General features: G+C 70.7%; 19 protein-coding genes. 8 read left to right on the top strand and 11 right to left on the bottom strand.

Going from position 1 to position 15,487, the window contains the following annotated elements:
• Positions 1-6: 6 nt before the first annotated feature.
• A complete protein-coding gene (locus tag ACFWGJ_RS15915; RefSeq protein WP_387324360.1) occupies positions 7-1,341 on the top strand; it encodes a metallophosphoesterase in 1,335 nt (444 codons plus the stop codon).
• A gap of 344 nt (positions 1,342-1,685) precedes the next feature.
• Positions 1,686-2,114 (top strand): ATP-binding protein, encoded by a 429-nt coding sequence (locus ACFWGJ_RS15910; RefSeq protein WP_387324357.1) that lies wholly within the window; start codon positions 1,686-1,688, stop codon positions 2,112-2,114.
• Positions 2,115-2,411: 297 nt separating this feature from the next.
• Here ACFWGJ_RS15910 and ACFWGJ_RS15905 read toward each other — a convergent pair whose 3' ends face one another.
• Positions 2,412-3,857, bottom strand: a complete 1,446-nt coding sequence (locus ACFWGJ_RS15905; protein ID WP_387324354.1) for an ATP-binding protein — start codon at positions 3,855-3,857, stop codon at positions 2,412-2,414.
• Complete coding sequence (locus ACFWGJ_RS15900; protein WP_387324351.1) at positions 3,854-4,543, bottom strand: response regulator transcription factor; 690 nt, start codon at positions 4,541-4,543, stop codon at positions 3,854-3,856. Before ACFWGJ_RS15900 ends, ACFWGJ_RS15905 begins: the two co-directional genes overlap by 4 nt.
• Positions 4,544-4,718: 175 nt before the next feature.
• On the opposite strand from ACFWGJ_RS15900, the gene ACFWGJ_RS15895 reads away from it, so the two are divergent.
• Complete coding sequence (locus ACFWGJ_RS15895; RefSeq protein ID WP_387324407.1) at positions 4,719-7,193, top strand: MMPL family transporter; 2,475 nt, start codon at positions 4,719-4,721, stop codon at positions 7,191-7,193.
• 12 nt (positions 7,194-7,205) lie between these two features.
• Here ACFWGJ_RS15895 and ACFWGJ_RS15890 read toward each other — a convergent pair whose 3' ends face one another.
• The 4 genes from ACFWGJ_RS15890 to ACFWGJ_RS15875 form a co-directional block, all read right to left on the bottom strand.
• Complete coding sequence (locus ACFWGJ_RS15890) at positions 7,206-7,982, bottom strand: TetR/AcrR family transcriptional regulator (RefSeq protein ID WP_387324405.1); 777 nt, start codon at positions 7,980-7,982, stop codon at positions 7,206-7,208.
• Between the two features lie 91 nt (positions 7,983-8,073).
• Positions 8,074-8,613 (bottom strand): thiol-disulfide oxidoreductase DCC family protein, encoded by a 540-nt coding sequence (locus ACFWGJ_RS15885; RefSeq protein WP_387324402.1) that lies wholly within the window; start codon positions 8,611-8,613, stop codon positions 8,074-8,076.
• Positions 8,613-9,020, bottom strand: coding sequence for a hypothetical protein (locus ACFWGJ_RS15880; protein ID WP_210880719.1), 408 nt, complete (start codon positions 9,018-9,020; stop codon positions 8,613-8,615). The genes ACFWGJ_RS15885 and ACFWGJ_RS15880 overlap by 1 nt, the downstream gene beginning before the upstream one ends.
• Positions 9,021-9,174: 154 nt before the next feature.
• Positions 9,175-9,585, bottom strand: coding sequence for a VOC family protein (locus ACFWGJ_RS15875; protein WP_387324347.1), 411 nt, complete (start codon positions 9,583-9,585; stop codon positions 9,175-9,177).
• Positions 9,586-9,755: 170 nt separating this feature from the next.
• Here ACFWGJ_RS15875 and ACFWGJ_RS15870 point away from each other — a divergent pair, with 170 nt between their 5' ends.
• Positions 9,756-10,358 carry a Uma2 family endonuclease gene (locus tag ACFWGJ_RS15870; RefSeq protein WP_387324344.1) on the top strand — a complete coding sequence of 201 codons (603 nt, stop codon included), beginning with the start codon at positions 9,756-9,758 and terminating at the stop codon, positions 10,356-10,358.
• A gap of 64 nt (positions 10,359-10,422) precedes the next feature.
• Here ACFWGJ_RS15870 and ACFWGJ_RS15865 read toward each other — a convergent pair whose 3' ends face one another.
• The 3 genes from ACFWGJ_RS15865 to ACFWGJ_RS15855 form a co-directional block, all read right to left on the bottom strand.
• A complete protein-coding gene (locus tag ACFWGJ_RS15865) occupies positions 10,423-11,721 on the bottom strand; it encodes a M48 family metallopeptidase (protein WP_387324342.1) in 1,299 nt (432 codons plus the stop codon).
• A 135-nt stretch (positions 11,722-11,856) separates the two neighbouring features.
• Positions 11,857-12,054 (bottom strand): DUF397 domain-containing protein, encoded by a 198-nt coding sequence (locus ACFWGJ_RS15860; protein ID WP_387324339.1) that lies wholly within the window; start codon positions 12,052-12,054, stop codon positions 11,857-11,859.
• 148 nt (positions 12,055-12,202) lie between these two features.
• Positions 12,203-12,520, bottom strand: coding sequence for a DUF6221 family protein (locus ACFWGJ_RS15855; RefSeq protein WP_381834289.1), 318 nt, complete (start codon positions 12,518-12,520; stop codon positions 12,203-12,205).
• Between the two features lie 46 nt (positions 12,521-12,566).
• Between ACFWGJ_RS15855 and ACFWGJ_RS15850 the strand changes: the two genes are divergently transcribed.
• Positions 12,567-13,166 carry a transposase family protein gene (locus ACFWGJ_RS15850; RefSeq protein WP_381834287.1) on the top strand — a complete coding sequence of 200 codons (600 nt, stop codon included), beginning with the start codon at positions 12,567-12,569 and terminating at the stop codon, positions 13,164-13,166.
• A 97-nt stretch (positions 13,167-13,263) separates the two neighbouring features.
• Here ACFWGJ_RS15850 and ACFWGJ_RS15845 read toward each other — a convergent pair whose 3' ends face one another.
• Together ACFWGJ_RS15845 and ACFWGJ_RS15840 are read right to left on the bottom strand one after the other, a co-directional pair.
• Positions 13,264-13,455, bottom strand: a complete 192-nt coding sequence (locus tag ACFWGJ_RS15845) for a DUF397 domain-containing protein (RefSeq protein WP_387324336.1) — start codon at positions 13,453-13,455, stop codon at positions 13,264-13,266.
• Entirely contained in the window at positions 13,452-13,700 is a 249-nt protein-coding gene (locus ACFWGJ_RS15840; protein WP_387324333.1) for a Scr1 family TA system antitoxin-like transcriptional regulator, read from the bottom strand. Before ACFWGJ_RS15840 ends, ACFWGJ_RS15845 begins: the two co-directional genes overlap by 4 nt.
• Before the next feature lie 298 nt (positions 13,701-13,998).
• Between ACFWGJ_RS15840 and ACFWGJ_RS15835 the strand changes: the two genes are divergently transcribed.
• The 3 genes from ACFWGJ_RS15835 to ACFWGJ_RS15825 all read left to right on the top strand — a co-directional run bounded on the left by ACFWGJ_RS15835 (position 13,999) and on the right by ACFWGJ_RS15825 (position 15,438).
• A complete protein-coding gene (locus tag ACFWGJ_RS15835) occupies positions 13,999-14,544 on the top strand; it encodes a TM2 domain-containing protein (RefSeq protein WP_387324331.1) in 546 nt (181 codons plus the stop codon).
• A complete protein-coding gene (locus ACFWGJ_RS15830; protein ID WP_387324329.1) occupies positions 14,537-14,947 on the top strand; it encodes a DUF2752 domain-containing protein in 411 nt (136 codons plus the stop codon). The genes ACFWGJ_RS15835 and ACFWGJ_RS15830 overlap by 8 nt, the downstream gene beginning before the upstream one ends.
• Before the next feature lie 227 nt (positions 14,948-15,174).
• The gene (locus ACFWGJ_RS15825; RefSeq protein WP_107015768.1) at positions 15,175-15,438 is read left to right on the top strand and encodes a TM2 domain-containing protein; all 264 of its coding nucleotides are present in this window, start codon (positions 15,175-15,177) and stop codon (positions 15,436-15,438) included.
• The last annotated feature ends 49 nt before the right edge of the window (positions 15,439-15,487 follow it).

Here is a 15,487-nt window from a genome sequence, read left to right as displayed (position 1 = left end):
CGTCGCGTGGTCATCGTGTTCGTCGTGGTGGTGGTTCTGGTCCTGGCCGTGTTCGCGGGGCTGCACTGGTACCTGTGGCGCCGGCTGGTACGTGACACGACAGCGCGGCCCGGGGTGTCCCGGCGCGCGGGCACGGCCGTGATCGTCGGCGGTCCGCTGCTGATGTTCGCGGCGATCACGGCCGAGCAGACGGGCGCGCCGTTCTGGCTGCAGCAGGTACTGGCCTGGCCCGGCTTCCTGTGGATGGCGCTGTCGCTGTACCTGCTGGTGGCGCTGCTGGTCGGCGAGGCCGTACGGCCGCTGCTGCGCAGGGCTCTGGACCGGCGTACGCCGCCCGCGGCCGAGCCGGTTGCCGAGCCGGCCGTCGAACCGGCGGAGGTGCGCGAGGCCGCGCACGTACCGTCGGGGGCGTCGGCGGCCGTGGAGGCGCCTGCCAGGGAAGCGGCGGCCCAGGAGGCTGAGCGGCCCGCGGAGGAACCGGCGTCCGGATCCGCGCCCGCGCCCGCGCCCGCCGGACCCTCGCGACGGCTCCTCATCTCGCGGGTCGTGGGCGGGGCCGCGGCGGCTGCCGCCGTGGGGACCGTGGGGTACGGGACGTACGGCGTCCTGAGCGGGCCCAAGGTCAAGCGGGTCACCGTGCCGCTGGCCAAGCTCCCGAGAGCCGCCCACGGGTACCGGATCGCCGTCGTCAGCGACATCCACCTCGGGCCCGTGCTGGGGCGCGGCTTCGCCCAGAAGGTCGTCGACACGATCAACTCCACGCAGCCCGACCTGATCGCGGTCGTGGGCGACCTCGTCGACGGCAGCGTGAAGGACCTCGGGCCCGCCGCCGCGCCGCTCGCGCAACTGCGGGCACGGCACGGCTCGTTCTTCGTCACCGGGAACCACGAGTACTTCTCCGGGGCCGAGGAGTGGGTCGCGCGCGTACGTGAACTGGGGCTGAACCCGCTGGAGAACGCCCGCACCGAGCTGGCCCACTTCGACCTCGCCGGGGTCAACGACATCGCCGGGGAGGACGAGGGACAGGGGCCCGACTACGCGAAGGCCCTCGGCGACCGGGACCGCGCCCGCGCGTGTGTCCTGCTCGCCCACCAGCCCGTACAGATCCATGACGCCGTGGACCACGGGGTGGACCTCCAGCTCTCCGGGCACACCCACGGCGGGCAGTTGTGGCCCGGCAACCTCGTCGCGGACCTCGCCAATCCGACCCTCGCAGGGCTGGAGCGCTACGGGGACACGCAGTTGTACGTGTCGCGGGGCGCCGGGGCATGGGGGCCGCCCACGCGGGTGGGGGCGCCCTCGGACATCACGGTCGTGGAACTGGCCTCCAAGCAGGCCTGACGCGGGCGTTCGACGCGGCGTCCGACCAGCTGATTCTGGACAGTCGGCGGGCCGCCTGCCGCGGCCGTACGGCCGGGAACCTTCACATGATCCGGTGAACCGCCGCGCGCGGGGTGCCTGCCGGTGTGCCGCGGCAGGGGGTGACCCACGGGCTGAACAGTGCGGACGCGGGAGGCCGGGGTACCCGGCGGACGGCAGGCGGCCTTCCGCTTGTGGAGCCGCCACGGGATCGGCCCGTCGGACGCCTGTCGCGTTCATGCAGGGTTGCAATTGCGCGAGTGACGCATCGGGCCCGCGTCACGCAGCATGTTGTGACGGAGGCGTGCGCGGGGTGAGGAGCAAACGTGTTGAGACGCAACTCCTTCCGGTTGCCCAGACACCCGGCTTCCGTCGGGCTCGCGCGGCGCCGGGTGCGGGACCATCTGTCGAACTGGGGGCACAGTTCGGGGGAGCAGGCGTTCGAGGACGTGGTGCTGCTCGTGTCCGAGCTGGCGACCAACGCGGTGCGGCACGCGCCGTTGCTTGAACGGGAGTTCGAGGTCGCGGTGACCACGCTCGCGGACGGGTCGTGTCTCATAGAGGTCTCCGACGAGAGCGCCGTGCAGCCGCGGTTGCGGTCGAACGGGGAGTACGAGGGGGAATCGGGGCGGGGGTTGCGGCTGGTGGAGAGCCTCACGACGGCGTGGGGGGTCTGGAGCCGGGGCCGCCACGGCAAGACGGTATGGGCACTGGTCCCGGCACCGGAGCCCTCCGGGCGGGGGCTGGCGGGGTGACCTGCGGGCCGTCGGGGGCGGGCCGCGCAGTTCCCCGCGCCCCCTACGGGGCCAGGCCCCGCTTTTCTGGCACCTGCGGCCCGGTGGGGGCCGATCGCGCCGTTCCCCGCGCCCCTTACGGGGCAGGGTCCCGCTTTTTCTGGCACCTGCGGGCCGGTGGGGGTGGCTCGCGCCGTTCCCCGCGCCCCTTACGGGGCACTCCTCCGGGGTGAAAGCCGGGGCGCAGCCCCGCTTTTGAGGGGCGCGGGGAACTGCGCGGCCAGCCCCCACCGGCCCGCAGGGGACAGGGCTCAAGAGTCACCCCGCGCACAAGCCCGACGGCAGTGTCACCGTCACCGTCAGGCCCGCCCCCGGTGACGTGCGTACCGTCACGTCACCGCCGTGCGCCGCCGCAACCCCCTGCACGATCGCCATCCCCAGCCCGCTCCCCGCACCCCCGCCCGCCCGGAAGAACCGGTCGAAGATGCGCGCGGCGTCCTCCTCCGCCAGCCCCGGCCCCTCGTCGGCGACCCGTACCCGCACCACCCCGTCGACCCGCTCCAGATCGAGGGCGACCGCGACATCCGCGGGCGTGTGCGTGCGTACGTTCGCCACGAGGTTGCCCAGCACCTGCCGCAGGCCCGACTCGTCCGCCCGTACGAGCAGGGCCCCCTCGGCGCGCACCGACACCGGCCGCCCCGGCTGCTGGGCCCGCAGGTCCTCCGCCGCGTCCCGCACCAGACGGCTCAGGTCGACGTTGCGGAAGCGCAGTTCGGGCTGCTGGTCGAGGCGGGCCAGGGTGAGCAGCTCGTCGACCAGGCGCCCCATCCGGTCGGCCTCCCCGGTCATCCGGTCCCACGCCCGCTTGCGTTCGGCCGGCTCCCGCAGCATGCCCTTGTCGTACAGCTGGAGATAGCCCCGGATCGCCGACAGCGGTGTACGCAGCTCGTGCGAGGCGTCCGCGACGAACCGCCGCAGCTGGGCCGCGCTGCGCTCCCGCGTCCGGTAGGCGACCTCGACCTGCTGGAGCATCGAGTTGAGGGCGAGCCGCAACTGCTCGACCTCCTGGGTCGGATGGTGGCTGGACGGCACCCGGCGGGCCAGATCCCCCTCGGCGATCGCCGACGACGTCTCCACCATGTCCTCAAGGGGCCGCAGCCGCCGGCTCACGCTCAGCATCGTCAGCACGGCGAGCAGCGCCAGCAGCAGCACACCGAAGAGCAGATCGAGCTTGAGCGCCTTGGCCATGCCCTTGTGCAGCGCGTCGGTCGACCCGGCGACCAGGATCACGGATCCGTCGGGCAGGGACGCGCCGATCACCCGGAACGGGGAACCGTCCACCGTCACGTCGCGCGGGTCCGCGTCACCGGTCAGCGCACGGGGATCGCCCACCGCCGAGGCGAGCGCACGCTGGTTCGCGGTCGGTTCGAACGTGCCGAGCGTGAGGGCCCGGCCCTCGGAGTCGACCACCGCGAACAGCGAGTCCGCGTCCGGCGGTCCCTGCGCCTCCGGGGCCCGTCCCTCCCGGACGAAGGCCAGCGCGCTCAGCGAGTCGATCTGCCGCGCGGTCAGCTGCGTACTCTCCAGGGAGTCCCGCATCCTGAGCAGCTCCGAGTCGACCTGGTCCAGCAGGTAGTACCGCATGCCCATCAGGCTCACCGCCGTCGCCAGGACGATGCCGAGCGCCAGCAGCGCCACATTGGCCACCGTCAGCTTGCCGCGCAAGGAGTGGATGCCGTGCCCGCGGCAGCGCCCGGGGATCACGCGAGCCCGTATCCGACGCCGCGCCGGGTCGTGATCACCGGGGCGCCGAGGGCGTCGAGCTTGCGCCGCAGATAGCTGATGTACGTCTCCACGACGGTCGACTCCGCGGGATGCTCGTACTGCCAGACGTGCCGCAGCAGCTGCTCCTTGGGCACGATCCGGCCGCCGTTGCGCACGAGGAAACGCAGCAGCGCGTACTCGGTCGGGGTCAGCTCGACCGTGCGGCCCGCGCGGTGCACCGAGTACGTCGTCTCGTCCAGCTCCAGGTCTCCGTAGCGCAGCGGCGGGCGCTCGGGCAGGACGTCGGCGGGGCGGGTGCGGCGCAGCACGGCGGTGATGCGGGCGATCACCTCGTCGATGTTGAACGGCTTGGTGATGTAGTCGTCGCCGAAGGAGAGCGCGCCGACGATCTCCGTGGGCGCGTCCCGCGCGGTGAGGAACACCAGCGCGAGATCGGGCTGCTTCACGCGCAGTTCGCGGCCGAGCGCCCGCCCGTCGCCGTCCGGCAGCATCACGTCGAGGAGCGCCGCGTCCGGGCGTGTGCGCTCGGCCATCGCCAGCGCCTGGCGGACGGTCCCGGCCGTCATCACCTCGAAGCGGTGGTAGCGCAGGGCGATGGTCAGCACGTCCGCGATGCTCGGCTCGTCCTCGACGACCAGCACGGTCGCGCCCTCGTGAGCGGTCATGCCCCCAGTATCGGCGCGAGCACCGACATCAGGGCCGGCTCTCCCTTTGGAGTTCCTTGTGAGTCATGGCCAGGTCATGTCCCACGGGCCGCGCCGCGCCCGATGCTGTGCCGCAGGACCTGGGGGACCAACCGACAACCGACAAACGACTAAGGGGCGTTGAGGCGTGACGACATTGGCACGGTGGTGCTATCGGCACCGGCTGGTGGTCCTGATCCTGTGGGTGGGGGCGTTGCTCGGGCTGGGCTTCGCGGGTTCCGCCGCCGGCACGAACTACGCGGACACCTTCACCCTTCCGAACACGGACTCCACGCGCGCGTACGACCTGATGGAGAAGGCCTTCCCGGAGCGGTCCGGCGACACCGACACGGTGGTGTGGAAGGTCGACGGGGGGACGGCGAGGGACGCGTCCGTACGCTCCCGGATCGAGCCCGCACTCGAAGAGATCGGGCGCATGAAGGGCGTCGGCGAGGTCAGCAGCCCGTACGCCGCCCAGGGGGCCTCGCAGATCAGCGGGAACGGGCGGATCGCGTACGCCCAGATCACCTTCACCGAGCAGGCCAACGGTGTGCCGAAGGCGCTCGTGGAGGACGTCGTCGACACCGCGCAGGGCGCCGAACGCGCCGGGCTCCAGGTGGAGCTGGGCGGCCAGGCGATCACCCGCACCCAGGAACCACCCACCGGCATCGCCGAGATGGTCGGCATCCTGGCCGCGGCGGTCGTCCTCTTCCTCGCCTTCGGCTCGCTCTTCGCGATGCTGCTGCCCCTCGTCGTCGCGATCGCGGCCCTCGGCACCGGCCTGATGGCGACCTCGCTGCTCAGCCATGTCACCGACGTGCCCGAAGTGGCGCCGCTGCTCGGCTCCCTGATCGGCCTGGGCGTCGGCATCGACTACGCCCTGTTCATCGTGACGCGGCACCGCCGGGGCATCCTGCGCGGCATGGAGCCCGAGGAGTCCGCCGTCACCGCCCTCAACACCTCGGGCCGCGCCGTCCTGTTCGCCGGCGGCACGGTGTGCATCGCGCTCGCCGGGATGCTGGTGATGAACATGCGCTTCCTCGACGGCGTCGTCGTCGCCACCTCGCTGACGGTCGTGCTGAGCGTGCTCGCCGCGATCACCCTGCTGCCCGCGCTCCTGGGACTGCTCGGCATGCGTGTGCTCAGCCGCAAGCAGCGCCGCAGGCTCGCCGCCGAGGGACCGGAGTCGGAGGAGGCGAGCGGACTCGCCGCCCGCTGGTCCGCGTACGTGCAGAAGCGGCCGCGGACGATCGCCGCGGGGGCCCTGGTCGTCATGATGGTCCTGGCGCTGCCCGTCCTGTCGATCCGGCTCGGCGCCACCGACCAGGGCAACCACCAGGACTCGACGACCACCCGGCAGGCGTACGACCTGCTCGCCGAAGGGTTCGGGCCCGGCTTCAACGGTCCGCTCCAGGTGGTCGTGGACGGCGGGGACGCCACCGGTGGTGCGTCGGCCGGTGACGTGGACGCGCTCGTCTCCGCCATCCGCTCGACCGACGGGGTCGCGCAGGTCGCCGCCGCGCCGCCGGCGAAGGGCATCACCGTCATCCAGGTGGTGCCCACCACGTCACCGCAGTCCGAGAAGACGGACCAGCTGATCGACCGGCTGCGCGACGACGTGATCCCGGAGTCCGGGGCGAAGGCCCATGTGGGCGGCGTGACCGCCGTCTTCAAGGACTTCGCGGCCGTCACGGGGGAGCGGCTGCCCTACTTCGTCGCGGCGATCATCTCGCTCGGCTTCCTGCTGCTGATGGTGGCCTTCCGCTCCCTGGTGGTGCCGCTGACGGCGGCCCTGATGAACCTCATCGCGGCAGCCGCCTCCTTCGGAGTGCTCGTCGCGATCTTCCAGTGGGGCTGGGGCACGGAACTCCTCGGCATCGGCAAGGAGGGGCCGATCACCGCCTTCCTGCCGGTCATCATGCTGTCGCTGCTCTTCGGGCTCTCGATGGACTACCAGGTGTTCCTGGTGAGCCGGATGCACGAGGAGTGGGTGCACACCAAGGACAACGCGCGCGCGGTCCGGGTCGGTCTCGCCGAGACCAGCCGGGTCATCAACTGCGCGGCCCTGATCATGATCTGCGTGTTCTCCGCGTTCGTGCTCAGCGGTGACATGGAGGGCGCGATGGCGGGCATCGGGCTCGCGGCGGCGGTCGCCCTCGACGCGTTCATCCTGCGTACGGCCCTGGTACCGGCCGCGATGCACCTCCTGGGCAACTCCAACTGGTGGCTGCCCGCGGGCCTGGAGAAGCGGCTGCCGCACCTGGCGGTGGAGCCGCGCGAGGAGCCGGCCGACGAGCCCCACGCGCGCGTGCCCGACGCCGAGTCCGGCACCGGCGCAGGCAGTGGTGCCGACGGCGGTTCCACGGTGATCCACGGCTTCGTCCGCACCCCGGACGGCGCGCCCGTCGAGGGTGCCGCGCTGACCCTGCTCTCCAAGGGCGGCCGTCAGCTCGACCGGGTGACCTCGCTGGCCGACGGCTCGTACATCGTCTCGGTCCCGTCCGCGGGCTCGTACCTGCTGGCCGTGACGGCCCAGGAGCACCCCTCCCGGGCCCGCCATGTGATGGTCGGCGCGGAACCGCTGGTGTACGACGTGGAGCTGGCGGAGGACGAGGTGGACGCGGTGAACTGACCGCGCGAGGTGCTATTCGGAGGACTGTTTCGCGGACTTCCTGGCGGATCTGGCGCTCCTGGCGGGATCGGGCAGCGCGTTCGTCATCCCCGGCAGGAAGTCCGTGAACAGTTCGTGGACCTCGCGGACCAGGGGCCGCAGCACGCGGAAGCGGGCCAGCGAGACGCCCAGGGAGGTCAGACGGGCGCCGCGTTCGGCGAGCCGGTAACTGCGCTCGCGGCCCTCCGTGCGGTCGAAGATCCAGTACAGGACCAGGCCCATCTGGGAGAGCCACAGCAGTTCGGGAAGCACCTCCCGCAGCTCCTCCGGGATCTTCGCCTTCGAACCGCTCAGCACCTCGCTGCAGACGCCGATGGCCTCCACGCGCGCGTGCTCCGACTCGGGCGAGAACGGGCTGAGCGGGCTGTCCGGATCGGCGGCGTTCTTGAAGAACTGCACGGCGAACTCGTGGTACGGCGTCGCCACGTCCAGCCACGCCTTCAGGACTCCCGCGATCCGTTTCTCCAGGTCCCGCTCGTGGTCCAGGACCTCACGGACCGCCGCGCGGTGCTCCACGGCCATGCGGTCGTAGAAGCCCTGGATCAGGTGCTCCTTGCCCGCGAAGTAGTAGTACGCGTTGCCTACGGAGACCCCGGCCTCCTTGGCGATGGCCCGCATCGTCGTCTTCTCGTAACCCCGTTCCTGGAACAGGCGCATCGCCGTCTCCAGGATCAGGGCCCGGGTCTGCTCGCTCTTGGCGGGCGTCCGCGGGGCGCCGGGGCCTTCGGACACCGCGGCGCCCTCGGGCACGGCGTGGCCTTCGGACACGGTCCGGCTCTCGGGCACCGCGGGGCCGTCCGGGCTGGGGGCACTGTCGTTCGCTGCTGGCACGGGACAGAGCCTAACGAGGCGGACAGGTGCCGCTGTCGCAGGCGGGTGGCTCGTAGACCCAGCCCACGGCCGGGTCGTACGACCATCCCTCGGCAGCGTTGTACGTACGCCCGCCCCATTGACCCTCGCGCCCGCCCCAGTAGCCCTCCCGGCGGGCCCGCTGCCCCTCGCGCCACCTGGCCGCGGCGAGCACCGCGCCCCGGGCCAGCCGGGCCCCGGCCGGGGTGCTGAGCCGGTGGGCCGTCGGGCGGTGGTCGGCGAGCGCCCACAGGGTGACGATCCAGGCGGCGGTGGACCGGTAGATCTGGCCCGCGTCCCCGATCACGGTGATCTCGTCGAGCGTCGCGGCGTGGTCGAGCCCGGGGTAGCGGCGCGTGGCCTCCGCCGATCCGGCGGCCACCAGCTCCAGGGGCACCAGCTGCCGCTGCCGTACGAGCCAGTCGCGCAGGAAGGCGCAGAGCGAGCACTCGGCGTCGTACAGGACGGTGAGCCCGCGGACCGGGACGCGTGCGGCGTCCCGGCCCGGGCCTGTGGCGGCCGCCACCGTCATCACGCGCCGGCCGTCGGCGCGACCCAGCCCTGCGGCGGCACGGGCGGCTGCTGCTCGCGCTCCATGACGCCCCGGCGGCGGATCTTGTTGAGCACGTACACGTTCCCCAGGTGCATGGCGCCGAGCACCAGGAGCACCACGCCGAGCTTGGTCGACAGGGCCTCGAAGATCCCTCGGGCGTCGGCGATCTCGTCGTCCTGGTTGAGATAGAGCGCCACGAAGCCGAGGTTCACCAGGTAGAAGCCGACCACCAGGAGGTGGTTGACGGCGTCCGCGAGTTTCTCGTTCCCCTGCAGTACGTCGGCCAGGAAGATCCGCCCGTTGTGGCTGAGCGTCCGTGCGACCCAGACCGTCAGCGCGACGCTGATCAGCAGATATATGACATACGCAACGACCGTGAGGTCCATGTTCCCGCCCCTTCTCGACGGCATCACTGCCAGCCAGATGCCTTCTTGAACGTGTTCAAAAGGCTGTCGAGAGAGAATGTAGACCTGTTTTTGAACACGTTCAAGCCGAGCTTCGGCGGTACGGCTGTGACGTGCGGCTCAGATGTGTGGGGGGTCAGCCGGTGCGGGCCAGCTCCGGCCGCTTGGTGTAGTCGGTGAACCCGATGACGTTGCCCCAGGGGTCGGCGACCTCGACGGTCCAGCCGGTGGCGACGGAGAGGGGCGCGTCGAGGGGCTGGACGCCGGCGGCGGCGAGGGTGTCGGCCATGCCCCTGGCGTCCCGCACCTCCAGCCAGATCCGGGGCGAGGCCCAGGTGGGCGGCCGGTGCCCCAGCTCCTCCTCCAGTCGCAGCAGCACGCCGGGCGTCTCCTTGCCGACCTTCAGCACGGCGATCCCGGCCTCGTCGAGCCGGAACCCGACCGTGAAACCGGCCCGCCGGTAGAAGTCCACGGCCTCGTCGAGACTGCCGACGGGAAGAAGAACGTTGTCGAATCCGAGCAAATCGTACGACTCTTCGTCTGACATGTCGTCAGATTAAGTCTCCGGGGATGAGGGATCGGGGAGGTGACGGGGCGGGGTTGGGGGAGTCACCCGTGTGGCGCCGAGGGGCCGGGCCACTCTTTCGGCTGAGTCGGCGGCCGTTGCTGGTGGGAGCGCTGCTCTCGCGGGCGAGACTCCGCCGCATGGGAGCAACGATGGACGCCGCATCTGACGACGAGCCTGACACCGAGGGTGCGTTCCGCCGACCGGTTCCGCCGCCCGAGGGCTGGACCGCGGACGACCTCGACCGGATTCCGGACCTTCCGTCGCACACGGAGCTGATCGACGGAAGCCTCGTCCACCGGAGCCCGCAGACACGCTTCCACTCACGCTGCCTGCGTCTGCTTGAGTACGGCCTCCTGAGCTGGGCGCCGGACCATCTGGACGTCTATCGGGAGTTCACCGTCGTGCTGGACCGACGCAACAGACCGGAACCGGACGTGTCGGTGGCCCGCGCGGAGGCGTACACGGGCCTCGACCAGACCTGGCTCAAGTCCGAGGACATGCTCCTGGCGGTCGAGGTGGTGTCTGCCGATTCCCGCGAACGGGACCGCGAGCTCAAGCCCCGCAAATACGCCGAAGCCGGGGTGCCGCACTTCTTGCGGGTCGAGAAGGACGAGGAGAAGGGCCTCCCGGTCGTGTACGTCTACGAACTCGATCCCGCCACGAAGTCGTACGGCCTCACCGGCATCTTCCACGACCGCCTGAAGACGACGGCACCCTTCGACATCGAGATCGACCTCACGGCCGTGGACTGAAGGGCGGGAGCTTCGGGGGACGGGACGCACGGCAGAAGCGGTGGTCGCCCCCCGGCGACAGGGCCTAGGCGCCGAGCCCGTGCTTCACGACGCGCTGGGCCACCGTCTGGGCAGGGGCGGACAGTTCGGCCGCGATACGGGATTCCGTGGCGTCGTCCGTCGTCACGGTGGCCGGGAGGGGCGGGACGGTGAGGAGGCACTGGTGGCGCAGATGGGTCGGCGGGTGGGTCGTGTCGACGCTGTGGCCCCGCAGGACCGCCGCGCGGCGCTGACGTTCGTACTCGCTCTGCGGAACGGAGTCCATGTGCGCGCGCAGACGCTCCCACAGGCCCTGCCAGGGTTCCCGGTCCGCCGTGCCGCGCCGGCTGACCTGCTGGGCGTTGGCCTCGCGCCGCAGCATGGTCCCGGCCGAGTCGAGGACGAGGAAACGGTTCATGATCGACGCGGCAGCGTCGGTGGACCCGGCACGCGCGGCCATCGAGTCGGCGAGGTACTCGGCGCGCTGTGTCGCCCGCAGGGTCAGCCGGTCCAGGAGCATCAACAGCCCCTGGAGCAGGGCGCGGGGCAGGATGAAGACCAGGTTGACGAAGGCCTCCACCATCGTCGGGTTCGGCGTCGGGTCGACGTAGTAGCGCCAGGTGGAGAGGGAGCGGAGCGCGTTGCCGATGATCAGCCCGTGCCGGGTGTCCCCGTTGCTGTAGTGACCGAGTTCGTGGCCGAGCAGGGCGATGCGCTCCTGCGGGGTGAGGATCTCCCAGAGCGGCACGCCGATGGTCAGGAGCCGGCGACCGCGTATCCCGTACGTCGTCACGCTCGCGTTCAGCTCGGTGCTGACGGCGACCGTGTCCACTCCACGGGTGCCCGCGACGACGGCGACCTCGTCGATCAACGCGAAGAGCGCGGGCGCGTCGGCGCGGGTCAGCAGGGGCTGGTCGTCGGGCAGTTCGGAGAAGCGCGGCCGCAACGTCCAGGTGAGCACCGCGAGGACCACGCCGAGGACCATCCCGGCGCCGCCCCACCCGGTGACGAGGAACCACACCGCGCCGACGGCCAGGGCCACGGTGACGCCGTGCACCGCGAGCGCGATCACGTAGGCCGCGAGCCCCGCGGCGTCGCGGCGCGGACGCAGCGTCTCTCCGGCGGCCACCTCGGCGGCCAGGCGCTCGCCGTGACGGCGGGCGAGTCTTCGCCGCCGTCTCTCCAGCCGCCCCGGCTCCTCGCCGGGCCGCTCCGGATCCACGTTCCAGTCGCAACCGGCACACCAGGTGGTGAACCGCCCGTCCACGCGGATCTCGGCCCCGCACTGCGGACACGGCTGCGTTGTCTCTCCGGCCTGCCCGGTGGTCCCGACGCTGGTACTCACGCGACGCCTCCCTCTCCCCGGCCCCTCCCCAGAGGCCGCTCCGTTCATGACGCCACAGCTGATCACTCCGCGGACGCCACGTAAACCCTTTTAAGGCTGTGACGTGCGGATACCGCGGCGACCACACGAACGGCTTCACCGTCCAGGGCGGCCGGGTATTCCGCGCCGCACGACGTCCAGCAGCGAGCGGAGACCCACCGGAGGGACGGTGAGTGTGGTCGCCGGGTCGTCGGATTCACGGAGGCGGAGTTCGCCGTCGGGGGTGGTGGTGAGTTCCAGACAGTTGTTTCCCTCGCTGCTGTAGGAGGACTTCTGCCAGTGGAGGGTGGGCATCGGAGGCCTTTCACAGGAATCGCTTGTGGCCACCTGGCGGCCTACTTGGGCGACGCTGCTGCGCTAAGGGCTGTCCCGTAAGTGATCTTCAGTGAGGGGGGCTCGGTTCAGGCACGCAGCTTCGTCGGAGGCTCTACTCGTGTGCAGCTCAGGCCCGCACGGGGAAGTCCGGATGGTCGGCGTAGGGCGAAGCAAGGTCGCGCAAGTCGTGGCACGGCCAGGGGTCGCGGGCGTGGCGGGCCAAGATGCGCCGCTTGGCCTCGATCTCGCGCAGGACCCGGGCCGGGTCGTGGAGAGCCACGTGCTGAGCGATCGTGGGGTGAAAGCCGGAGAGGTCAACCTGACAGAAGTCGACGGTGTGTCCGTGGGCAGACCACTCACCGCATCCGTCACCGTCGCAGCGTCGGGCCAATTCGGCCTCCTCATCCAGCCGCGCCTCAAGGAACCTCACCAGCTCTTCAGTCATAGGAGCATTCTCGACGTTGTGCCGGATGTCATGAAACGATCTTGCGGTGACTGGTGTGATCACGTCGTCGGAGCCGTCCTGGATAGCCCCGTTCACAGGGCTCAGCCCGCGGCAGTTCGGGAAGCTGGTGACGGTTCTGCGGCGCAAGGGTGCGGACGCGGTCCGCAGGGGCCGGCCGTGGAGCCTGGTGCTGGAGGACCGAGCATTGCTGGTTGCGGTCTACTGGCGCACGAAACTGACTATGCGCCAACTGGCTCCGGTGTTCGGGGTGTCCAAATCCGCGGCGGACCGCATCATCGATCACCTCGGCCCGATGCTCGCCCTTCAACCCCGCCAGCGGTTCGCGAGGGACACGATGCTGATCGTGGACGGCACCCTGGTGCCCACCCGCGATCACACCATCGCCGACGGCGGCTATCCAGGCACCGGGCTCGTGATGCCCCACCGACGCCGCAAAGGGGAAGAGCTGTCCGACTGGAAACAAGCCCACAACAAGTCCCACAAGCAGGTCCGGGCCCGCGTCGAGCACGTCTTCGCCCGCATGAAGACCTGGAAGATCCTCCGCGACTGCCGCCTCAAAGGCGACGGCGTCACCCACGCCATGCTCGGCATCGCACGGATGTACAACCTCGCCCTCGCCGGATAGACCCCTGCGGTACAGCAACTCCCACGCCCCACGCCACTCAGAGCATCTACGGGACAGCCCTTAGTCGCCGTACCGGTGAAATCACGCGCACTTGCTTTCAAGTGCGCGCGGCTATCTCGTGGCGGGTTGCAACCAGCAAGAAGCGAAGACCTGAGGGGTGGACGGCGAGCGTGATGGTCGGGTCGTCGGATTCGCGGAGGCGGAGTTCGCCGTCGGGGGTGGTGGCGAGTTCCAGGCAGTTGCTGGCTTCGCTGCTGAATGAGGATTTCTGCCAGCGGAGTTCGGTCATGACGGGTCCTTTCGTAGATCTGCGATCAGTCCGTGAATGAAGTCGCGCGATTCCTCGGCGGGGAGTGAGAGCTGCTCCATGCGACCCATGATTGTTCGGTACTTGTCCAGCTGGGCCTCTGCGTGCAGGAACTCCGAGCCGTGTTCCGTGTCCAACTGCACGGTGTCCAACTGCGGGTGGGGACCGCCGGCGATGACCACGGTCTGGCCGGCACCGGGGAAAATTTCGGCCGGGAAGGGAAGCACGAGGACCTCCACCGCGACCGCCAGGGGCCGTCGCGGGATCCGACGACGAGCGCGGGCTCTGGCTCACACGGGCGTGCGCCGACGACTGGGGTCACTGCCTCGTGATCAACGGGCGGCGCGACGGCGGCGGCAAGGTGGTCTGGGCGGAGTGGCGCGCCTCGGGACCCACTTCGTGACACTTGCCGCAACCACGCACAAGGCCACAGCTGAATCGGCTTCTCTATCGGACGTTCTCTCCGGCAAGATGACCTGACCTGATTCTTTCCATACGTCGACCCCGTCCCCAGGAGCAGTCACCGTGAGCGAGCAGCCGTCTCAGCCGCAGCAGCCACCGAACCAGCCGCCCGGCTACGGCTATCCGAACTCCGGGGAGACGCCTCCCGGTTACGGTTATCCGAACCCGGGCGCCGTGCCGCCGAGCGACGCCAACCCGTACGCGGCCGGGCAGCCGGGCTCCGGGCAGTATCAGCAGCCGGGGCAGCCCGGGCAGCCGTACGGGCCCCCGCAGTCCGGTTATCAGCAGGGGCCCGGATACCCGCCCCCCGGCGGGTACGCCCCGGCCGGCGCGTACCCTCCCGGTACCTTCACCGGGGACCCCAACGCCCCGTACGGGTACGACCCCTACGGGCGTCCGTACTCCGACAAGTCGAAGATCATCGCGGGTGTTCTCCAGCTCTGCCTGGGGAGCCTCGGTGTCGGGCGGTTCTACATCGGCAGCGTCGGCATCGGGCTCGCCCAGCTCTTCACCTGCGGTGGGCTCGGGATCTGGGCGCTGATCGACGGCATCATGCTGCTGACCGGGCACAACGCCACGGACGCGCAGGGCCGCCCCCTGCGTGGCTGAGACCGGCTCCGTGCGCGCGGAACCGCTGCGGCGCCCGGCGGCGGCACCCCTCGCGGTGCTCCTCGCCGGGGCCGCCGGTGCGGCCTATCTCTACCGCACCGATCCGCACGAGCCCGGCCACGTCCTGCCCGCCTGCCCGTTCCGGTTCGTCACCGGGCTGCTCTGCCCGGCCTGCGGCGGCACGCGGATGACGTACGACCTGATGCACGGTCAGTTCGGCGCGGCCTGGCTCGACAACAGGGTGCTGCTGCTCGCCTCGCCGTTCGCCCTCGCGCTGTTGGCGCGCTGGATCGTGGAGGGGCTGCGCGGGCGGCGCTGGCGGCCCGAACTGAGCCCCCGCGTACAGGTGTTGGTACTCGCCATAGCAGTCACCTGGACCGTTGTCCGCAATATCCGTGGCTAAATTTTGGCATAACTTGATCACGGGATGGGAACAATAGGCCGTTCGCTCTCCCGCTGGCCCCATGCGCCTCCGTACGCTCACACGTCACAGGGGGGACGACGTGTGCACGGTCACGTGTGCGCGGTGACGCTGATGCGACCTTTGGCAGGTATCTGCCACGGGTCCCTCCTGGAGTTCCCCGGGGCGGGCCTGCTCCGGTTTCATTCAGTCATCCAGGAGCACGTCTCATGACCGTCCCCACCCCCGCCACCCCGTACGGCGTCGACCCGCAGGGCCGTCCCTACTCGGACAAGTCGAAGATCGTCGCGGGCATCCTGCAGATCTTCCTCGGCACGCTCGGCATCGGCCGCTTCTACGTCGGCTCCGTCGGCGTGGGTGTCGCCCAGCTCCTCACCTGCGGTGGCCTGGGCTTCTGGGCGCTGATCGACGGCATCCTGTTCCTCACCAGCAACGACCGCACCGACAAGCAGGGTCGCGTCCTGCGCGGCTGACATCGGTGAGAGCAGTGCAAGAGGGGCCCCACTCCGGCGGGAGTGGGGC

This window comes from Streptomyces sp. NPDC060205 (assembly GCF_042728395.1).
Classification (GTDB): domain Bacteria; phylum Actinomycetota; class Actinomycetes; order Streptomycetales; family Streptomycetaceae; genus Streptomyces.
The sequence above is the reverse complement of the archived record's forward strand: the minus strand, read 5'-3'. Positions and strand labels throughout refer to the sequence as shown.